19 protein-coding genes are annotated in these 19,095 nt (G+C 71.0%); 10 read left to right on the forward strand and 9 right to left on the reverse strand.

The window, feature by feature from the left end; all coding sequences use genetic code 11:
• Positions 1–33 precede the first annotated feature (33 nt).
• Positions 34–522, forward strand: coding sequence for a hypothetical protein (locus OG898_RS31835; RefSeq protein WP_266961646.1), 489 nt, complete (start codon positions 34–36; stop codon positions 520–522).
• Here OG898_RS31835 and OG898_RS31840 read toward each other — a convergent pair.
• From OG898_RS31840 to katG, 3 genes are all read right to left on the reverse strand, one after another.
• Entirely contained in the window at positions 510–2,474 is a 1,965-nt protein-coding gene (locus tag OG898_RS31840; protein WP_250738493.1) for a TrkA family potassium uptake protein, read from the reverse strand. The genes OG898_RS31835 and OG898_RS31840 overlap by 13 nt on opposite strands.
• Positions 2,475–2,541: 67 nt before the next feature.
• Entirely contained in the window at positions 2,542–2,892 is a 351-nt protein-coding gene (locus OG898_RS31845) for a hypothetical protein (RefSeq protein WP_250738273.1), read from the reverse strand.
• Positions 2,893–3,032: 140 nt separating this feature from the next.
• Entirely contained in the window at positions 3,033–5,246 is a 2,214-nt protein-coding gene (katG, locus tag OG898_RS31850; protein WP_266961649.1) for a catalase/peroxidase HPI, read from the reverse strand.
• A 331-nt stretch (positions 5,247–5,577) separates the two neighbouring features.
• On the opposite strand from katG, the gene OG898_RS31855 reads away from it, so the two are divergent.
• A complete protein-coding gene (locus tag OG898_RS31855; RefSeq protein WP_250738278.1) occupies positions 5,578–5,988 on the forward strand; it encodes a Fur family transcriptional regulator in 411 nt (136 codons plus the stop codon).
• A 156-nt stretch (positions 5,989–6,144) separates the two neighbouring features.
• Here OG898_RS31855 and OG898_RS31860 read toward each other — a convergent pair whose 3' ends face one another.
• Positions 6,145–6,600, reverse strand: a complete 456-nt coding sequence (locus OG898_RS31860; protein ID WP_250738294.1) for a MarR family winged helix-turn-helix transcriptional regulator — start codon at positions 6,598–6,600, stop codon at positions 6,145–6,147.
• 94 nt (positions 6,601–6,694) lie between these two features.
• Here OG898_RS31860 and OG898_RS31865 point away from each other — a divergent pair, with 94 nt between their 5' ends.
• On the forward strand, positions 6,695–7,027 hold the full coding sequence (locus OG898_RS31865; protein ID WP_250738296.1) for a rhodanese-like domain-containing protein: 333 nt from the start codon (positions 6,695–6,697) through the stop codon (positions 7,025–7,027).
• A 35-nt stretch (positions 7,028–7,062) separates the two neighbouring features.
• Entirely contained in the window at positions 7,063–7,641 is a 579-nt protein-coding gene (locus OG898_RS31870; RefSeq protein ID WP_250738298.1) for a YceI family protein, read from the forward strand.
• A gap of 98 nt (positions 7,642–7,739) precedes the next feature.
• Here OG898_RS31870 and OG898_RS31875 read toward each other — a convergent pair whose 3' ends face one another.
• Positions 7,740–8,348 (reverse strand): TetR/AcrR family transcriptional regulator, encoded by a 609-nt coding sequence (locus OG898_RS31875; RefSeq protein ID WP_250738300.1) that lies wholly within the window; start codon positions 8,346–8,348, stop codon positions 7,740–7,742.
• Positions 8,349–8,679: 331 nt separating this feature from the next.
• On the opposite strand from OG898_RS31875, the gene OG898_RS31880 reads away from it, so the two are divergent.
• From OG898_RS31880 to OG898_RS31905, 6 genes are read left to right on the forward strand one after another with little or no spacing between them, the layout of a single operon-like run.
• Entirely contained in the window at positions 8,680–9,864 is a 1,185-nt protein-coding gene (locus OG898_RS31880) for a pyridoxal phosphate-dependent aminotransferase (protein ID WP_250738301.1), read from the forward strand.
• Positions 9,854–10,378, forward strand: coding sequence for a DUF6190 family protein (locus tag OG898_RS31885; RefSeq protein WP_266961655.1), 525 nt, complete (start codon positions 9,854–9,856; stop codon positions 10,376–10,378). The genes OG898_RS31880 and OG898_RS31885 overlap by 11 nt, the downstream gene beginning before the upstream one ends.
• A gap of 10 nt (positions 10,379–10,388) precedes the next feature.
• The gene (locus OG898_RS31890; protein ID WP_266961657.1) at positions 10,389–11,174 is read left to right on the forward strand and encodes a dihydrodipicolinate synthase family protein; all 786 of its coding nucleotides are present in this window, start codon (positions 10,389–10,391) and stop codon (positions 11,172–11,174) included.
• Complete coding sequence (locus OG898_RS31895) at positions 11,162–12,001, forward strand: iron-containing redox enzyme family protein (RefSeq protein ID WP_250738307.1); 840 nt, start codon at positions 11,162–11,164, stop codon at positions 11,999–12,001. The genes OG898_RS31890 and OG898_RS31895 overlap by 13 nt, the downstream gene beginning before the upstream one ends.
• Positions 11,998–13,302, forward strand: a complete 1,305-nt coding sequence (locus OG898_RS31900; protein WP_266961659.1) for a methyltransferase domain-containing protein — start codon at positions 11,998–12,000, stop codon at positions 13,300–13,302. The genes OG898_RS31895 and OG898_RS31900 overlap by 4 nt, the downstream gene beginning before the upstream one ends.
• A 5-nt stretch (positions 13,303–13,307) precedes the next feature.
• A complete protein-coding gene (locus OG898_RS31905) occupies positions 13,308–14,054 on the forward strand; it encodes a DsbA family protein (RefSeq protein ID WP_250738311.1) in 747 nt (248 codons plus the stop codon).
• Positions 14,055–14,108: 54 nt separating this feature from the next.
• On the opposite strand, the gene OG898_RS31910 is transcribed toward OG898_RS31905, so the two are convergent.
• The 4 genes from OG898_RS31910 to OG898_RS31925 all read right to left on the reverse strand — a co-directional run bounded on the left by OG898_RS31910 (position 14,109) and on the right by OG898_RS31925 (position 19,065).
• On the reverse strand, positions 14,109–15,014 hold the full coding sequence (locus tag OG898_RS31910) for a geranyl diphosphate 2-C-methyltransferase (protein WP_250738312.1): 906 nt from the start codon (positions 15,012–15,014) through the stop codon (positions 14,109–14,111).
• A 14-nt stretch (positions 15,015–15,028) separates the two neighbouring features.
• The gene (locus OG898_RS31915; protein WP_266961664.1) at positions 15,029–16,441 is read right to left on the reverse strand and encodes a family 2 encapsulin nanocompartment cargo protein terpene cyclase; all 1,413 of its coding nucleotides are present in this window, start codon (positions 16,439–16,441) and stop codon (positions 15,029–15,031) included.
• Positions 16,442–16,541: 100 nt separating this feature from the next.
• Positions 16,542–17,954, reverse strand: a complete 1,413-nt coding sequence (locus OG898_RS31920; RefSeq protein WP_250738314.1) for a family 2B encapsulin nanocompartment shell protein — start codon at positions 17,952–17,954, stop codon at positions 16,542–16,544.
• A gap of 472 nt (positions 17,955–18,426) precedes the next feature.
• Positions 18,427–19,065 (reverse strand): MSMEG_1061 family FMN-dependent PPOX-type flavoprotein, encoded by a 639-nt coding sequence (locus OG898_RS31925; protein ID WP_266961667.1) that lies wholly within the window; start codon positions 19,063–19,065, stop codon positions 18,427–18,429.
• Between the last annotated feature and the right edge of the window lie 30 nt (positions 19,066–19,095).

The following is a 19,095-nucleotide window of genomic DNA, read 5'->3' on the forward strand; positions in this document are numbered from 1 at the left end:
GCACCACCGCACGAACGAAGCCCGCAGGCGGCCATGGCCACCGCGCCTGAGGGCCCGGCCGTGGACGCGCCCCGCCGCGGCGCCTGGCTCCGAGCCGGCATCAGCCGGGACGGCGGCCCGCTCCGGGAAACCGAGCACGTCGTGTGGCTCCAGACCGGCAGTCTGTACGCGGACAGCCGCGGGTTCGCCGGAACCACCTCGTACGACGGCCGGCAGATCACCTTCCACCACCACGTCGGCACCCCCGGCCACGACGTCGGAGTCCTGCGCCCCGACGGCGAGTCCCTGATCGAGACGGGCACCAACCTCGACGGCAGCACCTTCCTGGAGGTGTGGTCCCCGCTGCCCCGCGCCCAGGGCCCCACCGGCTGCTGGCTCGCCGCGGGCACGCAGACCGTGCGGGTGGGCAGCCACGTGGTGCACGTGGACGCCGCCGGGCACGGCACGCACCACGTCCTGCCCCGCTCCGAGGCCGCGCCGCTGCCCCCGCCGCTGCCGACGCCGACGGATCAGCCGGGCTGACCCGGTCCGGTGCCCGCGGCCCCGGCCCCGGCCGTACGGGCCTGCCCGCGGCCGAGCAGTTCCGCCAGGCCGCGCCGGGTGGCGGCCACGACCACGCGGTCCTCGGGCCGCAGGACGTAGCCGGGGCGCAGGTCCCACACCAGGGCGGGCCGCCTGGCCGGGTCGTAGTCCGGCTCCGTGGCGAGGCCGGGACGGCGGTTCGCCGGGGCTGCGGTGTCCAGGGCGACGACCCGCCAGGCGCCGGGCCGGAACGATTCCGCGATGGTGCGGCCCTCCAGCTGGGGATGGCCGGCCACCTCCAGCACCGCGAACACCAGCACCCTGCGCTCCACCGGGATCGCACCGAGCACCTGGCGGCCCATCATCGCCCCGGCGAACGCGGGCGCGGCCAGGTGGGAGACGCTGCGGCTCCGGGTCAGGGCCGCCGGGTGGGCCTCGCGCAGGGTGCGGTAGACGGCGGTGGCGAACTCGTTGTCGTACAGCCGCATCACCACCCGTACGTCGGGTTTCACCGAGCGGGCGTAGAGCGCGGCCTCCAGATTGGTGGTGTCCGAGCTGGTCACCGCCAGCAGCGCGGCGGCGCGGTGGATCCGGGCGGCCTCCAGGACCCCTTCGTCGGTGACGTCGCCGAGCACGACGGGCACGTGCAGGCGGCGCGCGAGGGCGATCCCGCGGGCCCCGGGGTCGGACTCCACGCACACCACGGGGATCCCCAGCTCCCGCAGCCGCGCGAGCACCCGGGCGCCGACCTTGCCGAGGCCGAGCAGCACGACGTGACCGGAGAGCCCGCGCGGCGGCCTGCGCAGGGCCGTGGCGGTACGGAAGGCGCCCAGTGCTTCGAGCGCGGCCGCGACCAGGACGGGCAGCAGGAGCAGCCCGACGAAGCCGGCCAGGATCTGCAGGAGTTGCCGCTCGGTGGGCTGGTCGAGCGCGGGGTCGTTGATCGCGAAGACGTCGAGCAGGGTCAGGTAGACGGCGTGCAGCGGGGTGTCGCCCGTGACCAGCGAGGAGGCCACGGCCAGGGCGCCCACGGCGGCCGTGATCCCGGCCAGCGACCAGCGGAGCCTGCGGGAGAACAGCGAACCCACCGGCAGGGAGACCTGGTTGAGCCGCCGCCCTTCCGGTGCGGCCGTGGCGTGGGAGACCGCTTCCAGTGCGACGATCCCGCGCCCGGTCGCGGCCGCCACGGACCGGGCGTCCGGCAGGAGTTGCGGGCCCCGGTCTCCGCCGAGCTCCGATCCGTCGGCGCCGGCCGGGTCCACGGCGGTGGCGGAGAGCAGGGCCAGGGTGCACAGGCCCGGGTCGGCCACCTCGCCGGGGCCGGGCGGCGTGCGTTCCACCGCGCGCAGGAGCAGACCGTCGGCCTGGATCACCTTGCTGGTGCCGGCGACGGCGGAGGCGACGAGTGCGGGGGCGGCCGTATCGGCGTCGGAGAGCACGGTCGTGGCGGAGTCGAGCCCCCGCCGGTCGAGCCCGGGTTCCGCGACGAGCGCCGCCTGGTCGAGCAACTCCTCCAGGTGCTGGCCGAGTTTGCGGTTGTAGAGACGGATGACGAGCCGCAGCCTGGGGTTCAGCCGCCGGGCCGTCAGGGCGGCCCGTACGTTCGTCTCGTCGTCCTCGTAGACGAGCGCCAGCGCCGCCGCCCCGGCCACCCCGGCGGCGGAGAGGGCCTCTTCGTCGGGGGCGGGAGCCTCCAGCACCCGCAGTTCGGGTACGGGCACCTCCCCCGCGCCGGCCCGGTCCGCGGCGGCCGGACGGATCCGCGCGGCCGGAAACCGTCCCAGCAGCGCCCGCCCGGCGCCGACCCGGGTGCGGGTGCGGCCCTGTCCGACGCCCGCCCCGGGGCGCACCTCGCGGGCGGCCGGCACGACCAGCGTCACGCGCTCCTCGTACACGTCGCGGAGTTCCGCGGCCAGCCGGTGGGCGAGCCCGTCGTCCCCGCAGACGACCATCAGGTCGGCGGATTCGGGCTGTTGAGGATGCGTGGAAGGAGAGGACACCTCCCCAGCATGCCGTGCGTCAGTGGATGACGGTGAAGCTGCGCCAGGGCAGGGCTTCGGGGGCCGTGACGTTCGAGAGGGTCGTGGCCACGTAGGTGCCGTCGCCCCGGTCGAGCTTGCGGCAGTCCTCCGTCTGGTACAGGACGACGTCCACGAGGGTGTTGTTCTCCACGTGGGTCGCCCCCTTCGGCAGGGCGATCTTGTGGCAGCCCTTGACCGAGGTGTTGCTGTAGCTCACCTCGACCGGCGAGTCGTGACCGCGGAACTCGAGCATTCCGACGGTGCTCCGGCCCAGGCCCGAGCAGGCGGTGGCCGTCAGCAGCAGCGCTGCCGTTCCCGCGATGATGCTGATACGCCTGCTGTGGGACATGGCGCGGTCCTCGTCTGTGCGGTGGTGGCGGTCCTACGCACAGACTGCCCCGGCACGGCGCGCGCGGCCCCCGCTGCTCCGCCGTCCGGGTGAACGCGGCCCCGCGGCCCCGGCACGTGCCGGGGCCGCGGACGCCGGGATCAGACGAGGTCGAACCGGTCCAGGTTCATGACCTTGTCCCAGGCGGCGACGAAGTCCTTGACGAACTTCTCCTTCGCGTCGTCGCTCGCGTAGACCTCCGCGAGCGCGCGCAGCTCGGAGTTCGAGCCGAAGACGAGGTCGGCCCGGCTGCCGGTCCACCGGACCTTGCCCGAGTCGTCGCGGCCCTCGAAGGCGTGGGCGTCCTCGGAGGTCGCCTTCCACGTCGTGCCCAGGTCGAGCAGGTTGACGAAGAAGTCGTTGGTCAGGGTGCCCGGGCGGTCGGTGAGGACACCGGCCGTCGACTGCTGGTGGTTCGCCCCGAGCACGCGCAGACCGCCGACGAGGACGGTCATCTCGGGTGCGCTGAGGGTGAGCAGGTTGGCCTTGTCGAGCAGCAGGTACTCGGCCGGGAGCCGGTTGCCCTTGCCCACGTAGTTGCGGAACCCGTCGGCGGAGGGCTCCAGCGCGGAGAAGGACTCGACGTCCGTCTGCTCCTCCGTGGCGTCCACGCGGCCCGGCGTGAACGGAACCTCGACCCGGACACCGCCGTCCGCGGCGGCCTTCTCCACGGCCGCGGAGCCCGCGAGCACGACGAGGTCGGCCAGCGAGACCTGCTTGGCCCCGGAGTTGAAGGAGCTCTGGATGCCCTCGAGCGTGCGGAGCACCTGCGCGAGGTCGTCCGGGTTGTTGACCTCCCAGTTGCGCTGCGGCTCCAGGCGGATGCGGCCGCCGTTGGCGCCGCCGCGCTTGTCGCTGCCGCGGAAGGACGAGGCGGCGGCCCAGGCCGCCGAGACCAGCTGGGAGACGGTGAGGCCCGAGCCGAGGATCTGCTCCTTGAGGGAGGCGATGTCCACGGCGCCGACCGGCTCGCCGGAACGCGCCGGGAGCGGGTCCTGCCACAGCAGGGCCTCGGACGGGACCTCGGGGCCGAGGTAGCGGACGACCGGGCCCATGTCGCGGTGCGTCAGCTTGTACCAGGCGCGGGCGAAGGCGTCCGCGAACTGGTCCGGGTTCTCGTAGAAGCGCCGGGAGATCGGCTCGTAGACCGGGTCGAAGCGCAGCGACAGGTCGGTGGTGAGCATGGTCGGGAGGTGCTTCTTCGACGCGTCGTACGCGTCGGGGATGATCGCCTCGGCGTTCTTCGCCACCCACTGGTTCGCGCCGGCCGGGCTCTGGGTGAGCTCGTACTCGTACTCGAAGAGGTTCCTGAAGAACTCGTTGCCCCACCGGGTCGGGGTGCTGGTCCAGGTGACCTCGAGACCGCTGGTGATCGCGTCGGTGCCCTTGCCGCTGCGGTAGGTGCTGGCCCAGCCGAAGCCCTGGGCCTCGAGCGGGGCGGCCTCGGGATCGTCGCCGACGCTCTCCGCCGGGCCCGCGCCGTGGGTCTTGCCGAAGGTGTGGCCGCCCGCGATCAGGGCGACGGTCTCCTCGTCGTTCATCGCCATCCGGTGGAACGTCTCGCGGATGTCGCGCGCCGCGGCGAGCGGGTCCGGGGTTCCGTTCGGGCCCTCCGGGTTGACGTAGATGAGGCCCATCTGGACGGCGCCGAGGGGGTTCTCCAGCTCGCGGTCGCCGGTGTAGCGCTCGTCGTCGAGCCAGGTGGTCTCGGGACCCCAGTAGACGTCCTCGTCCGGCTCCCAGACGTCGGCCCGGCCGCCGCCGAAGCCGAAGGTCTCGAAGCCCATCGACTCCAGGGCGACATTGCCCGTGAGGATCATGAGGTCGGCCCAGGAGAGGCTCTGGCCGTACTTCTTCTTGACCGGCCACAGCAGACGGCGGGCCTTGTCGAGGTTGCCGTTGTCCGGCCAGCTGTTGAGGGGGGCGAACCGCTGCTGGCCGGCTCCGGCGCCGCCGCGGCCGTCGCTGATCCGGTAGGTGCCCGCGCTGTGCCAGGCCATGCGAATCATCAGCGGGCCGTAGTGGCCGAAGTCGGCGGGCCACCACTCCTGCGAGCTGGTCAGCACCTCCGCGATGTCCCGCTTGACCGCCGGGAGGTCGAGCGTGTTGAACGCCGCGGCGTAGTCGAATTCCTCGCCGAGGGGGTTGGCCACGGCGGGGTTCTTGGCGAGGATCTTCAGGTTGAGGCGATCCGGCCACCACTGGCGGTTTCCGCCGCCCTGGGTCGGGTGCGCGGCCCGCTCGTGCGCGACCGGGCAGCCACCGCCGCCCTCCGCCTTCGCATCGGTGACGATTGCATCATGGTTCTCAGACATGGGAATCCTTCCGGACCGGACCGGGGGTCACGGTGATCAGGAACTGCATGTGATGGAACATTTTTGGGGCACGGGGCCCGGCAGCGGGCCTCGGTTTCACGGTCGTCCTGACGCCGGGGCGGTCACCGTCGCGGACGGGCTCGCGTCCAGTCTCGCGCTGCTCCGGACCGTTCCTGTCCCTTGGCTATCAACACGACCGATCCTACGATGGACGCAATCCAAGTCAAGAACGACACCAAGCCCGTATCCAGTCGGATCCCGGACCGTAGGCGGTACGTTTCCGGGGCATCCCGCCGACCTGCCCCGCCGAACTCGAAAACGGTGAGCCAATATGAGTGACCTGCTGGAGCGGCTGCGCGAGCGCGGCTGGCGGATGACCTCCCAGCGACGTGTGGTCGCCGAGGTGCTCGACGGTGACCACGTGCACCTCACGGCCGACGAGGTGCACGCCCGCGCGGTGGCGCGGTTGCCCGAGATCTCCCGCGCCACCGTCTACAACGCCCTGGGCGAGCTGGTCTCCCTCGGCGAGGTCATGGAGGTCACCACCGACGGCCGGGCCAAACGGTACGACCCCAACGCGCACCATCCGCACCAGCACCTGGTGTGCTCCGGCTGCGGCCTGATCCGCGACGTGCACCCCACCGGCGACCCGCTGGCCGGCCTTCCGGCCGAGGAGCGGTTCGGTTTCACGGTGTCCGGGGTCGAAGTCACCTACCGGGGGCTCTGCGCCTCCTGCGCATGAGGAACGGGCCGGGCCCGCCGCACGGAGCGGCGGGCCCGGCCCGAATGCGCCCGTACGGTTTTCCGCGCACGGTGCACGAGGTGGACGCTCCGGCCTGCCCGGACTCCCGCCTGCCCGGACGCGTCGGCCCGGCCGGAAGTCAGCCCCGGCGGGAGGTCAGCCCAGCGGGAGGTCGGAGTCGGGCTGGGCGACCTTGAACAGCGCACGGGCGATCACCGCGGCGTCCTCATCGGTGAGGTGCGCGGAGAAGTGCTTCTGGATGCTGCGCATGTAGACCGGGGCGGTCGCCCGATGGGCCTCGGCCCCCGCCGGGGTGATCACGGCCCAGGAGGCCCGCTTGTCGTGGGGGTCGGGCAGCTTGTCCACGAGGCCGGCGCGCACCATCTCGTCGATCAGGCGGCTGACCCGGGTCCGGCTGAGGACCACCCTGTTGGCCACTTCCTGCATGCGTAGCCCGTGCTTCCCGGCCGCCTTGAGTTCGAGCAGTACGTCGTACCACGTCAAAGGGATCCGGCCGTCGCGCTGCACATCGTTCTCGATGGCGCGCACGGCTGTGTTGTGCGCGAGGAGCATCGCCCGCCACGCCTCAAGTCGATCATCCTGTCCGGTCACACCGTGATCCTACTCCCATTGCGTGCGCCCGCACATACTTGTTAAGGTGCGTGCGTACGCACTTATTGATCCTTGATTTTCGGAGGCTGGCTACATGGCGGTTCAGAACCTCTCCCGCGACGAGGTCAAGCAGAAGCTCGACAGTGGCAAGGCCGCGGTCGTCGAGGCCCTGCCCGAGCAGTACTACAAGGAGGCGCACCTGCCGGGCGCGCTGCTCCTCCCCGTCGACGACGTCGACACGCTGGCCCCCGGCCTGTTGCCCGACAAGGACGCCGAGGTCATCGTCTACTGCACCGGTACGACCTGCTCCAACTCGGGGATCGCGGCCGAGCGGCTCGCGGAGCTCGGCTACTCGAAGGTCTTCACGTACAAGGACGGCAAGGAGGACTGGATCGGGGGCGGCCTCCCGACCGAGTCCGGCGTCTGAGCGCAGCGCCCACACACGAGCAGGAGGAACGGACGATGACCAGTAGCGCGACATCCCCGACCCGCACCGTCGACGGGGTCGAACTCCCCGCCGTGGGCGACTGGAAGGTCGACCCGGGGCACGCCGAGGTCGGCTTCCTCGGCCGGCACTTCATGCTCACGAAGGTGCGCGGCCGGTTCACCGGCGTCGACGCCACCGTCTACATCGGCGAGCGGCCGGAGGACAGCAAGGTCACCGCGGTGATCGACATGGCCAGCGTCAACAGCGGGGACACCGCCCGGGACGACCACCTGCGGTCCGCCGAGTTCTTCGACGTGGCGGAGCACCCCCAGGCGACGTTCACCTCGACGTCGGTGAGCTGGAACGGTACGAGCGGCACGCTCGCCGGCGACCTCACGATCAAGGGCTTCACCCGGCGCGTCGAGCTCGACGTCGACTACCTGGGCCACGCCAAGGACCCGTGGGGCAACGACCGTACGGTCTTCTCGGCGCGCGGCAAGATCAACCGCGAGGACTGGGGCCTGACCTGGAACATGGCCCTGGAAACCGGCGGGTTCCTGGTCTCCAAGGAGATCGAGCTCTCGCTGGAGATCGAGGCGGTCAGGGAGGTCTGACGCCCTGCGCGTCGCCCTGCCGGTCCCGGTACGGCCCTCGCCGTACCGGGACCACCCCTGCCCGCGAACGGACCGCGTCCGCCGGCGGCGCGCGCCGGTCAGGCCTCCAGGACCCGCCGCACCATCTCGCCCAGCGCCCCCCGGATCCGGCCGGGAGTGAATTCGCTGCTGCGCAGCGCCTGTTGGAGGTCCGCATCGACCATGGCGAGCAGCAGGTGCGAGGTGCCCTGCGCGTCCAGCTCCGGCCGCGCCTCGGCCAGCAGCTCGGACAGGTGGCGCTGCCACAGGCAGTAGGAGCCGATCTGGTAGCGCACGCCGGGCGCGGTGGTCTCCGAGAGCCTGACCAGTTCCAGGTTCGTGTCGAGCAGATCAAGATAGGTGTCGAAGAAGGCGGCGATCCGCATGCGCGCATCACCACCGGGCCCCAGGGGCGGCGGCCCGTTGAGCATCTTGTCCTGCAGCTCGCTCTCCTGCGCGTCGAGCAGGGCCACGGCCAGCCCGGACTTGCTGCCGAACCGGCGGTACAGGGTGCCCTTGCCGACGCCCGCGCGCGCCGCGATGGCGTCGAGCGAGACGTTGTCGACGCCTTGTTCCCTGAACAGTTCCGCCGCGACCACGAGGATGCGGCTGCGGTTGCGCGCCGCGTCCGCCCGCTCGCGAGCCGGCCGCTGGATGAGTTCGGGCACTTCGGGTGACCCCGCGCTCATGCTGTGCCTTCGATCGTGACCTCGCAGGTGTGGGTGGTCGTGAGTGTACTCAGCACGGACACGAGCCGTGCCGGAGCGGGCCGCAATGGCATCTAACCCCTCCCCCGGTCTTCGCCGTTCGTTTGCTTGCTCCCGAGAACACGATGTGCCAGGGTCATCCTAACCGGACCGCAGTCCGGTTACGGGGGATCACCGTGACACACGTCGAGGGCGACCGCACCTCCTCGTCACCGGCTCCATCGGAGTCATCGGGTCATCGGGTTCCGCGACCGTGACGCACCCGCACTGCGCGCACTCCCCCGAGGTACGCCCGTTCCTGATCGGAGGAAGCATGACCACGCACATCAGCCCGACCAGCCCGGACAACCAGCTCCTGGACCTGACCCAGCACGAGATCCAGGCGCTGCGCACCCGGTTCAACCTCGCCGACGCCCACACCCACCAGCAGCAGTCGGACAGCCAGCGCGAGATCGTCGCCCGGCTGCCCGAGCTCTGGTACGAGGCGGAGCGCGGGCTGCAGGCGACGGCCGAGGAGCGCTTCATCGAGGCCTTCTTCACCCTGCACCGCCAGGACACCGCCCTGGCCAAGAAGAAGACCCTGCTCTCCTACGCCGCCTCGATCTCCACGATGGTCGCCGGCATGTACCTCAAGCAGCAGCGCAAGTCGGTCACGCTGGTCGAGCCCTGTTTCGACAACCTCTACGACGTCCTGAACAACATGGGCGTGCCGATGTACCCGATCGAGGAGTCGGCGCTCCACGATCCGGACCGGATCTACTCCGAGCTCAAGCGCCTGGTCCGCACCGACGCCCTGTTCCTCGTCGACCCGAACAACCCCACCGGCTTCACGCTGCTCCAGCACGGCCGCAAGGGCTTCGAAGAGGTGGTCCGCTTCTGCAAGGACCACAACAAGCTGCTGGTCATCGACTTCTGCTTCGCCTCGTTCACGCTCTACGACGAGAAGCTCGCCCGCTTCGACATCTACGAGCTCCTCGAAAGCTCCGGCATCTCGTACCTGGCCATCGAGGACACGGGCAAGACCTGGCCCGTCCAGGACGCCAAGGCGGCCATGATCACGGCCAGCGACGACATCCGCGAGGACGTCTACAACCTGCACACCAGCGTGCTGCTCAACGTCTCGCCCTTCGTGCTCAACATGCTGACCCAGTACGTCCAGGACTCCACCCGCGACCAACTCGCCTCCGTCCGCGAGGTCCTCACGCAGAACCGCGAGGCGATACGCAAGGCGATCGACGGCACGATCCTGGAGTACCAGGAGCCCGTCGCCGGAGTGAGCGTCGCCTGGGCGCGCATCAACCACCCGGACCTGACCGCCACCGAACTGCAGCGCCTGCTGGCCGAGGCCGAGGTGTACGTCCTGCCCGGCCGCTTCTTCTACTGGAGCCAGCCCGACCGCGGCGAGGCCTTCGTCCGCTTCGCCCTCGCGCGAGACCCGCAGGTGTTCTCCGACGCCATGACCCGGATGCGCGAGGTGCTCGACCGCCATGCCGTCTGACACGACCGCCCCCGGCGAGCACGTCGACGAGTACGCCGACGCCGCGCTCTTCCTCGGCATGAACAGCGAGGACGAGGACGTGCGCCGCGCCTGCAAGGCCTTCTTCGTGGAGCGGCTCGACGGCAGCATCGTCATGAGCCTGGAGCAGGTGGGCCGCTGCGACGACATCATCTGGGGCTTCTCCCGCGAACTCCAGGACGCCTACTACCCGTTCATGGACAACCTGCACACCGTCATGGACATCCGGCGGCTCGGCTACGAAGAGGCCGACGTCCTGCGCGCCACCGGCGCGGAGCTGCCCCGGACCCTTCCGGTGCACGAGCGACTGCTCCTGGGCATGGTCCGGGGCCGCAAGGGGCTGCTGCACACGGCCAGCCCGCGCCTCGCGGCCACGACCGGGTTCGCGCTGCGCGCCGTGGCCGGCGCCGACGGGCCGGAGGCCCTCTTCCCCGAGCCGCTGGAAAGCCTCTACCAGCAGTCCCTCGCCCTGCGCGTGCCGGCCGAAGCCCTGTGACGGAGGACCGATGATCACCGGAATGACCACCGCGCTCGTCACCCCGGTCGACGCGGCGGGAGAGATCGACGAGAAGAGCACGGCCCGCCTGATCGCGACCGTACGTCCTTACGCGGACGCGCTGTTGCCCGCGCTGAGCACCGGCGAGGGAGGCTCCCTGTCCGACCGGCAGTGGCGGGACACGCTGACCGCCGCCGTCCGGTACGCCGACGGCTTACCGGTCCTCGCCGGCATCCTGCGGCCCACCACGGACGCGGCCCTCACCCTCGCCCGCAGCGCGGGCGGACTCGGCGCCGCCGCGGTCGTGGTCACCACCCCGTACGGGGCGGAGGTGACGCAGGAGGAGATGTACCGCCACTTCGAGGCCGTGGCCGGAGCCGGGCTGCCCGTGATCGTCTACCACGAGTCGGCCGTCTCGGGGAACGCCCTCGAACTCGGCACCCTGCTGCGCGTCTGCGCGCTGCCGGGCGTGGCCGGGGTCAAGGACTCCGCCGGGGAGCCCGAGTTCACCAGGACACTGCTCGCCGCCGGCCCGGGCGTACCCGTGGTCCAGGGGCTCGAACACCTCCTGTTGGACTCCGGACCCGTCGACGGCTGGGTCGTCGCACTGGGCAACGTCGAACCGGAGCTCTGCAAGGCCCTGCTGACCGACCGCGGCGAGGAGCGGACGGCACAACTGCACGCCGCCTACGCCCGGTACGGCCTGGACCGGGACGACTGGTACCGCTCGCTGAAGACCGAACTGCTGCGGCGCGCCGTGATCGAGACCGACCGGGAGGTCCCGTGCTCAACGTGACACCGAAGCCCACCGACAGCTCCCTCAAGCGGCTGTTCCTCCTCAACCGCTCCCTCCACAACTCCACGGACCTCGCCCTGATCGAGGATCTGGAGGCGGCCTGGATCGAGCCCCTGGTCGAGGACCTCACCGACCGCACGCCGCCGCTCGCCGGCCGCGCGGAGTGGAAGGCACGCCTCGACGGACTGCTGGCCCTCGAACGCGAGGGCAGCGCGGCCGGAAGCTTCCTCGCCGAGAAGGCCACCCGGGAGCAGTTCGCCCACGTCGTCAGGGAGTTCGCCCTCGACGGACTGACCGAGGCGCAGAACTTCTTCCCGGCGATACCCCGGCTCCCCCTCCGCGCGCAGATGGCCGTGATGCGGGTGCTCATCGACGAGTTCGGCTGCGGCAACCTCCAGCAGACCCACTCCAAGCTCTACCTCGACCTGCTCGCCGAACTGGGGCTCCCCCAGGAGCTGGAGAGCTTCGTCGACACCACCTCCGACGAGACGTACGCCTTCCTCAACGTCTTCTACTGGCTCACCCAGCGCGCCGCGCACGTCGAGTACTTCCTCGGCGCCCTCGCCTACCTGGAGGCGAGCATCCCCGACGCCTTCACCGTGCAGGCCCGCGCCTGCGCCCGGCTCGGGATCGCGCAGGGCCGGTACTACACCGAGCACCTGCACATCGACACCTTCCACATGCGGGAGATGCAGACCGCGATCAAGGAGTACGAGGCGGCGCGCGGGCTCGACGCGACGAAGCTCTGGGTCGGGGCGCAGCTGCTGTCCGGGCTGATCGGGGGCGCCTTCGACACCGCCGTCGCGCGTGCGCGGGAGCTGGCATGAGCGACGCCGTACTGGAAGAGCTGCCGGGCGACCGGGTGCGGGTCCGCGTCGCGGGCCGGGAGTTCGTGATCGACGCCGCCTGTACGCACCGGCTCGGCCGGCTCGTGCACGGGCAGGTCAATCCGCGCACCCTGCGCATCACCTGCCCGCTGCACGGCACCGGCTTCGACCTCGCGACCGGCTGCCCGGTGTCCGGCGCGGCGGCGGAGCCGCTGACGGTGCACCATGCGGGCGTCCTCGGGCAGCTGTACGCGCCGCAGGACGTCTGGCTGCCGGCCTCCGAGCGGCTCCTCGAATGGGACGACGGCTTCCACGACCTCATGCTGGGCGACCGGCTGCGCATGGCCGCGTACAAGACGGCCGTCACCGAGGCCGTGCGGCCCGGCGCCACCGTCCTCGACCTGGGCACCGGTACCGGCATCCTGGCCCAGTGGGCGCTGGAGGCCGGAGCGGCCCGGGTCTACGGCATCGACCTCAACGAGAACATCCTGCGGACCGCGACGCGGCGGCTCACCGAGGCCGGGTTCGGGGACCGCTTCCATCCGCTGCGCGGGTTCTCCTTCGACATCGAGCTGCCCGAGCGGGTGGACCTGATCATCTCCGAGATCATGGGAAACCTCGCCGACAACGAGAACTGCGTCGCGATCCTCGACGACGCCCGCAGCCGTTTCCTGCGGCCGGGCGGCGCGATGCTCCCGGTGGCCGTGGAGAGCTATCTCGTACCGGTCACCGCGGAGGCGGCGCACGGCGCGGTGCGCGACGGCTCGCCGCAGGACGCCGGGAGCCCGGCGGAGTTCGCGGAGCTGCTGAAGGGGCGCGGGGCGCGGGACGCCTTCGACCTCTACTACGACGCGATCATCCCGGTCGCCGGCCAGCTCTCGGCGCCGCGGCTCCTGCGCCGGTACGCCTTCGAGGGGACGCACGGCGCGCAGGAGACCTCGTACGAGGTTCCGCTCGTGTACACCGTCCAGCGGGCGGGGCTGTTCACCGGCTTCAAGGGCTACTTCGTGGCCACCCTCTCGGACACCGTGGCCCTGGACATCTCCGGTGACGAGGTCGCGCCGGAGGATCCGCAGGCCCGTACGACCTCGGACAGCTGGAAGCACGCCTACCTGCCGGTCCGGGACGCCGTCCCGGTGCGGCCGGGCGACCGGATCGCGCTCACCTTCTCCAGGCGGCACCCGGCGGACACCGGATCCGGATCCTTCGGACAGGTCTACGGCTGGGAGGGCTCGGTCGTCTCCGGGGACGTCACCGTGGCCCGCTTCTCGCACAGCACCCGGCCCGAACAGGAAGGCTGAACCCTGTGACCACGACGACCGCGACGGCCACCACCGGAACGACGAGCAGCGGGGTCGCGGACCCGCGGCTGCCCGCGACCCCCGACACGATCAGCGTCTACACCGATCTGAACTGCTCCTTCGCCCACGTGGCCGTCCACCGGCTGCACGAGACCCGGCGCAAGCTGGGTCTGGAGGGCCGGATCTGGTTCGACTTCCGGGCCTTCCCCCTGGAGTTGTTCAACCGGGAGGTCAACGCCCGGCCCGGCGTCGACTCCGAGATCTCGGTGCTCGGCGCGCTCGAACCGGAGGCGGGCTGGCGGTTGTGGCAGGGGCCCGACTGGACCTACCCGGTCACCACCCTGCCCGCGCTCGAAGCGGTGCACGCGGCCAAGTCCCAGTCCCTGGAGGCCAGTGAGCGGCTCGACCGCGCGCTGCGCCACGCCTTCTGGGCGGAGGGCCGCTGCATCTCGATGCGCCACGTCATCCTGGAGGTGGCCGCCGCGACGGGCGCCGTCGAGGTGGACGAGCTCGCGAACGCCCTGGACACGGGCTCGGCGCGGGCGGCCGTGACGGCCCAGTACGAGTCGGCGCGCGAGGGACGGGTCAACTGCAGCCCCCACGTGTTCCTCCACGACGGCACCGACATGGCCAACCCCGGCATCGAGGCGCACTGGGTGAACGGCGATTTCGGACAGGGCTTCCCCGTGATCGACCGGGACCGCCCGGAGGTCTACGAGGAACTCCTCGCGCATGCCGCCCGGCTGCTCTGAGCCTCGCCCCGTGGCCGGGCCCGTCCGTACGACGGGCCCGGCCACGGGCGTTCCTCAGATGCGGTCGGCCGCGATCAGGACGTACTGGAAGGAACCGTCCTTGTAGGACTCGATGAACGCCTCCTCGATGCCGGTGACCAGCGAGGACGTGGCCCGCAGCTCCCAGTAGGGCAGCGTCGCGGGCGTCAGGTCGATGACGGCCTGCGGTACGAGGCGGTTGTCCGCCATGGCCTTCAGGTACTCCCGGCGGGAGTGGATGTTGCACTCGAAGTGCGCGTTGATCTGGGAGACCCACTTCGAGGGCTGGCCGTACCGCGGGTTCCAGCAGCCGGTGATGGTCACGTACCGGCCGCCGACCTTCAGGACGCGGGAGTGCTCGGCGAAGAGGTCGTCCAGGTCGACGTACATGCTCGACTCGTTGTTCCAGGACGCCGTGGCCTGCCCGGTCTCGAAGGGCGTGCCGAGCATGTTGCAGACGCGGGCCCGGACGTGGTCGTCGATGCCGAGCTCGTGGGCGCGCTGGTTGGCGAAGTCGGCCTGCTTGGCGGACAGCGTGACGCCCTCGACCTTGCATCCGAAGCGCTGGTGGGCCATGACCATCGAGCCGCCGCGGCCGCAGCCGGCGTCCACGAGCGTGTCCTCGCGGCCGACGGGGCCGAGGTGGTCCAGGAGGAGTTCGGCCTGCGCCGACTCCAGCCGGTGGAGCTCGGCGACCAGCTTCTTCTCGTATGCGCTGTCGTCGGTGTCGCCGAGGGCGGAGTGGTCGACGTCGCCGATGCCGTAGTGGTGGTGGTAGAGGCCGTCCACGTCGCCGAGGCGCAGGTTCACAGGCCTGGCCTCGTTGTTCCAGTAGCGGGCGATGTCCCCCTGGTAGGGGGTGGCCGGCCCGGGAATGATCACGGGGGCCGGGGTCGTGCCGTTGGAGCTGGTGGTGCCGGTGGTGAGATCAGTGCTGGTCACTAATAGATCCGTCCTTACCAGAAGTCGGGCAGGCTGTAGCGATAGGTATTGGTCTGGTGCCAGTAGTGGTTTCCGTCGACCCAGACGGCGACTCCCCGCAGGAAGCGCAGCACGCTCGGGACGGGGCAGGCCGCGGCCAGGGCGGCGGCCTCCGCTTCGAAGGCGTGCATGAGGTCGTTGTGGACCTCGACCGCCTTCAGGTAGCCCTCCTTGTCGGAGGTTCCCTCCCGGTCGGCGATCACCACGGGAAGGTTCATGTGCCGTACCGGGGCGGCGAGTTCCTTGGTGTAGGAGTACAGGTCGTTGACGATCGTGGTGGCGTTCCCGGCGAGCGCGATGACCCGCTGCATGGCCGCCTGGGCGTGCAGATCGGCCGGGAGCTCGTACCCGCCGACGGTGTCGGTGATGGTGGGGCAGGGGCGGAAGTTGTTGAACTGCCGCATGGCCAGGTACTCCCACACCTCGGGGACGTACTCCGTCTGGCTCCAGGCCGCCTCGGCGAGGTACCCCAGGTGCAGCCGGGCCATGTCGTGCCGGTAGCGGTCCGTCTGCGAGGGGCTGGCCTGCCGGACGAAGTACTCCATGGCGGAGGTGTAGGCGCGCCGGGGCGCGTCCGACCGGAGCGACGCCGCCCACTGCGGCTCGTACTCCTTCGTCGTGTGGAGGGGGTCGATGGCGGTGTGCGCCAGCAGGAGGCGTCCGCCGAGGCCGATGGGCGAGCCGCCGTGGTCCTCGCAGTAGCAGTCGTCGACCGCGTTCTCGGCGACCATCAGCCGGGTGGCGACCATCAGGTGCTCGATGGTGGGAGCGTCCGGGTGGCAGGCCACCATGTAGCGCCCGACGTGGAAGCCGTCGAACTGGTTCTCCCAGGCATCGGGGAACAGGTCGACCTCCTCCACCGCCCAGGCCTTGATCCGCCGGCTGACCTCCGCCACGCGCACCGGGTCGGGCTCCGGCACGGGGTGGTGGTAGAGGCCCGGGATCGGGTTTCCGGCCGCCGGAGCCCCGGGCTCCGGGGCCGCCACGGGTGCGGGTACGGGGGGCGATTCCCCCCTGCGGGCCGGGTGCAGGCCTTCCGTGCCCAGGCCGCTGGGTCCGCCCAGGAGCCGGAGCAGGGCAGGGCTGGGGGCGGGCGGGGCGGGCGCGACAGCGGATGCCGACGGAACGGATGGGCCCGGCAGGCCGGCCGGACCGGGTAGGGCGGGCCTGCTCGGCACGGCGGGGCGGACAGGCGCGGCGGGCCCCTGTACCGCAGGTCCGGCCGGTACTGAGGGTTCGGCCGGTACTGAGGGCCGGCCGGGTACCGCGGGCCCGCTCGGCAGGCCGCCGGTCGCGTGGGCCTGGGCGCTGCCGAGGACGTGGGCCCCGAACTGGACAGCGGCGCCGGGCAGGCTCGACTGCAGAGGGGAAGGCCCGGGCTCGGGCATCCGTGACTCCTTGGTGAGGTGGGTGGTCTGTCCCGGATCCCGGGCGCGCTCGGCCGGCCCGGGAGGGTCCGGGCTGTCGTCGTACGGGGCTTCCGGCCGCTCAGTCGCTCCGGCGGGCGATCTGGACGTTCTCCAGGACGCCGAGGGCGTCGGGCACCAGGATCGCGGCGGAGTAGTAGGTGGTGACCAGGTAGGAGATGATCGACTTCTCGTCGATGCCCATGAAGCGGACCGACAGGCCCGGCTCGTACTCCTCCGGCAGGCCGGTCTGGCGCAGTCCGATGACGCCCTGGTTGTCCTCACCGGTGCGCATGGCGAGGATCGAGCTGGTGTTCTCCTTGGTGATGGGGATCTTGTTGCACGGCAGGATCGGGACCCCGCGCCAGGCCGGGACCTGCTGGCCGCCCACGTCCACGTGGTCCGGGTAGAGCCCGCGGGCGTTCATCTCGCGGCCGATCGCCGCGATCGTGCGGGGGTGGGCGAGGAAGAGCTTGGTGCCGCGGCGGCGGCAGAGCAGCTCGTCCATGTCGTCCGGGGTGGGCGGGCCGGAGTGGGTCTGGATCCGCTGCTTGAAGGCGGCGTTGTGGAGCAGGCCGAACTCCCGGTTGTTCACCAGCTCGTGTTCCTGGCGTTCGCGCAACGCCTCGATGGTGAGGCGGAGTTGCTCCTCGGTCTGGTTCATCGGGCCGTTGTAGAGGTCGGCGACCCTCGTGTGGACCCGCAGGACGGTCTGGGCGATGGAGAGTTCGTACTCGCGCGGCTTCGATTCGTAGTCCACGAAGGTGCCGGGCAGTTCGGCCTCGCCGGTGTGGCCGGCCGACATCGCGATCTCGGCCTCGCCGTGCTTGTTCTGCCGCTGCAGGGGCAGCGAGCTGAACCGCTGGATGTGCTCCTGGAGGTGCGGCGCCGAGTTCAGGATGCCGGCGAAGTCGGCGCGGGAGAGCGTGAGGAGGGTGCCGGGGGTCTCGGCGGTGGCGGTGTAGTCCCACCGGGCGTCGGCGTCCAGCAGGGCGTTCTCGCCGAACCGGTCGCCGTCGGCGAGCACCGCGACGGAGATCTCGTCGCCGTACTTGCCCGCGGAGGTCTGACTGATCCGGCCGTGGGCGATCAAGTGGATCTGCTCGGCGGGAGCGCCCCGTTCGACCAGCACCTCACCGGCACGGAAATCGCGCTGGACGCAGCGGCCGGCGATCGCCACCAGCACTTCCTCGTCGTCGAAGCCGCGCAGCAGGGCCAGTTCGCCGAGTTCCCGCGGGATCACCTGGACCCGGGCACCGTCCTGGACGAACTCGATGCTCCCGTCGCCGACGGTGTAGCTCAGCCGGCGGTTCACCCGGTAGGCGCCGCCCTTGGTCTCCACCCACGGCAGCATCCTGAGCAGCCAGCGGGAGGTGATCTCCTGCATCTGGGGTGCGGACTTGGTCGTGGTGGCAAGGTTGCGGGCGGCCGACGTGCCCAGGCTGGACTGCTTGGGCGGATCCAGCTGTGCTTCCGGGCTGGTGTCAACAGTCATCGGTCGAGCTCTCCTTCATCAGCGGGGACAGGAAGGCGAACGTCAGGGCGTCCGTCCAGATCCCGGGGAACCGTAACGGCGGAGATCCCCGGCCCACCGTGAAAAAACGTTGCCGTTGCTTCGTTCTGGTGATCCTGTCCCGCCCGGGGTTTGATCGACGGATCAACGATTTCCAGCCGGGCCCGTACGGCCCCGGCGTGTGCGCCGCACCGTTGTGCCGGAGGTCTCAGCAGCGCGAACGCACTGGCCTGGCATCTACGAGGCAATTGAGGCACGCATGCGTGCAGGTGCTGGCCCTACTGGCCGATTTGCCTCTTGGGTGATTGACTGGCTGCGTACACCCGCTCCCTGGGCTGCTTGCGGCTCTCGCGGTCACGGGGAGGGTGTGAAGGAAGCCCCCTGCCCGGCGATCGCGGTGTTCGCCGAGCGGGGGGCTCCGTCGTGAAGGTGCCTGTCGGGCCGGCCGAGCTGGTCAGACGTACATGTCCTTCTCGTCGTACGAGGGCCCGTAGTAGCGCTCCAGCGCCTCCAGGGACTCGTGCGTGCGCTCCAGGCTCTTGGAGATCCTCGCCCGGGAAGGGGCGGCTTCCGGGTTCCAGGTCTCCGGCTTCCACAGGGCGGAGCGCACGAAGGACCTGGAGCAGTGGAAGTAGACCTGCTCGACCTCGACGAGGAGGGCGAGGGCGGGCCGGTGGCCCTTGACGGTCAGGTCGTCGAAGAAGGGCGCGTCGCGCAGCAGCCGGGCCCGGCCGTTGATGCGCAGGGAGTCCCCGCGGCCCGGGATCAGGAAGAGCAGACCGACGTGGGGGTTGGTGAGGATGTTGCGGAAGCCGTCCGCACGGCGGTTTCCGGGACGGTCCGGGATCACGAGGGTGGTGTCGTCCAGGACCTTCGCGAAGCCGGCCGGGTCGCCCTTGGGCGAGACGTCGCAGGTGCCGTCTGCGGCGGAGGTGGAGATCAGGCAGAGCGGGGAGCGTGCGAGCCACTCCACGTGGTGCTCGTGGAGGGTCCGGCGTTCCTTGCCCACGGCCACCGCGTTCGGCTCGCCGAGGAGTTCGCGCAGCTCCTCCTCGGTGGTGATCTCGTCGAACGCCCCTGTTTCCAGAGTCACTTGTCGCCCCCACATGCTCGTCCGCGGCCG

It is taken from the genome of Streptomyces sp. NBC_00193, from assembly GCF_026342735.1.
Taxonomy (GTDB): domain Bacteria; phylum Actinomycetota; class Actinomycetes; order Streptomycetales; family Streptomycetaceae; genus Streptomyces; species Streptomyces stoeckheimensis.

Coding starts and splice junctions, on each gene's coding strand:
- OG898_RS31865 (WP_250738296.1), top strand. CDS start 6,695: ATGGCGGTTCAGAACCTCTCCCGCGACGAGGTCAAGCAGAAGCTCGAC.
- OG898_RS31890 (WP_266961657.1), top strand. CDS start 10,389: ATGATCACCGGAATGACCACCGCGCTCGTCACCCCGGTCGACGCGGCG.
- OG898_RS31885 (WP_266961655.1), top strand. CDS start 9,854: ATGCCGTCTGACACGACCGCCCCCGGCGAGCACGTCGACGAGTACGCC.
- OG898_RS31835 (WP_266961646.1), top strand. CDS start 34: ATGGCCACCGCGCCTGAGGGCCCGGCCGTGGACGCGCCCCGCCGCGGC.
- katG (WP_266961649.1), bottom strand. CDS start 5,246: ATGTCTGAGAACCATGATGCAATCGTCACCGATGCGAAGGCGGAGGGC.
- OG898_RS31845 (WP_250738273.1), bottom strand. CDS start 2,892: ATGTCCCACAGCAGGCGTATCAGCATCATCGCGGGAACGGCAGCGCTG.
- OG898_RS31880 (WP_250738301.1), top strand. CDS start 8,680: ATGACCACGCACATCAGCCCGACCAGCCCGGACAACCAGCTCCTGGAC.
- OG898_RS31870 (WP_250738298.1), top strand. CDS start 7,063: ATGACCAGTAGCGCGACATCCCCGACCCGCACCGTCGACGGGGTCGAA.
- OG898_RS31855 (WP_250738278.1), top strand. CDS start 5,578: ATGAGTGACCTGCTGGAGCGGCTGCGCGAGCGCGGCTGGCGGATGACC.
- OG898_RS31900 (WP_266961659.1), top strand. CDS start 11,998: ATGAGCGACGCCGTACTGGAAGAGCTGCCGGGCGACCGGGTGCGGGTC.
- OG898_RS31840 (WP_250738493.1), bottom strand. CDS start 2,474: ATGGTCGTCTGCGGGGACGACGGGCTCGCCCACCGGCTGGCCGCGGAA.
- OG898_RS31875 (WP_250738300.1), bottom strand. CDS start 8,348: ATGAGCGCGGGGTCACCCGAAGTGCCCGAACTCATCCAGCGGCCGGCT.
- OG898_RS31920 (WP_250738314.1), bottom strand. CDS start 17,954: ATGACTGTTGACACCAGCCCGGAAGCACAGCTGGATCCGCCCAAGCAG.
- OG898_RS31915 (WP_266961664.1), bottom strand. CDS start 16,441: ATGCCCGAGCCCGGGCCTTCCCCTCTGCAGTCGAGCCTGCCCGGCGCC.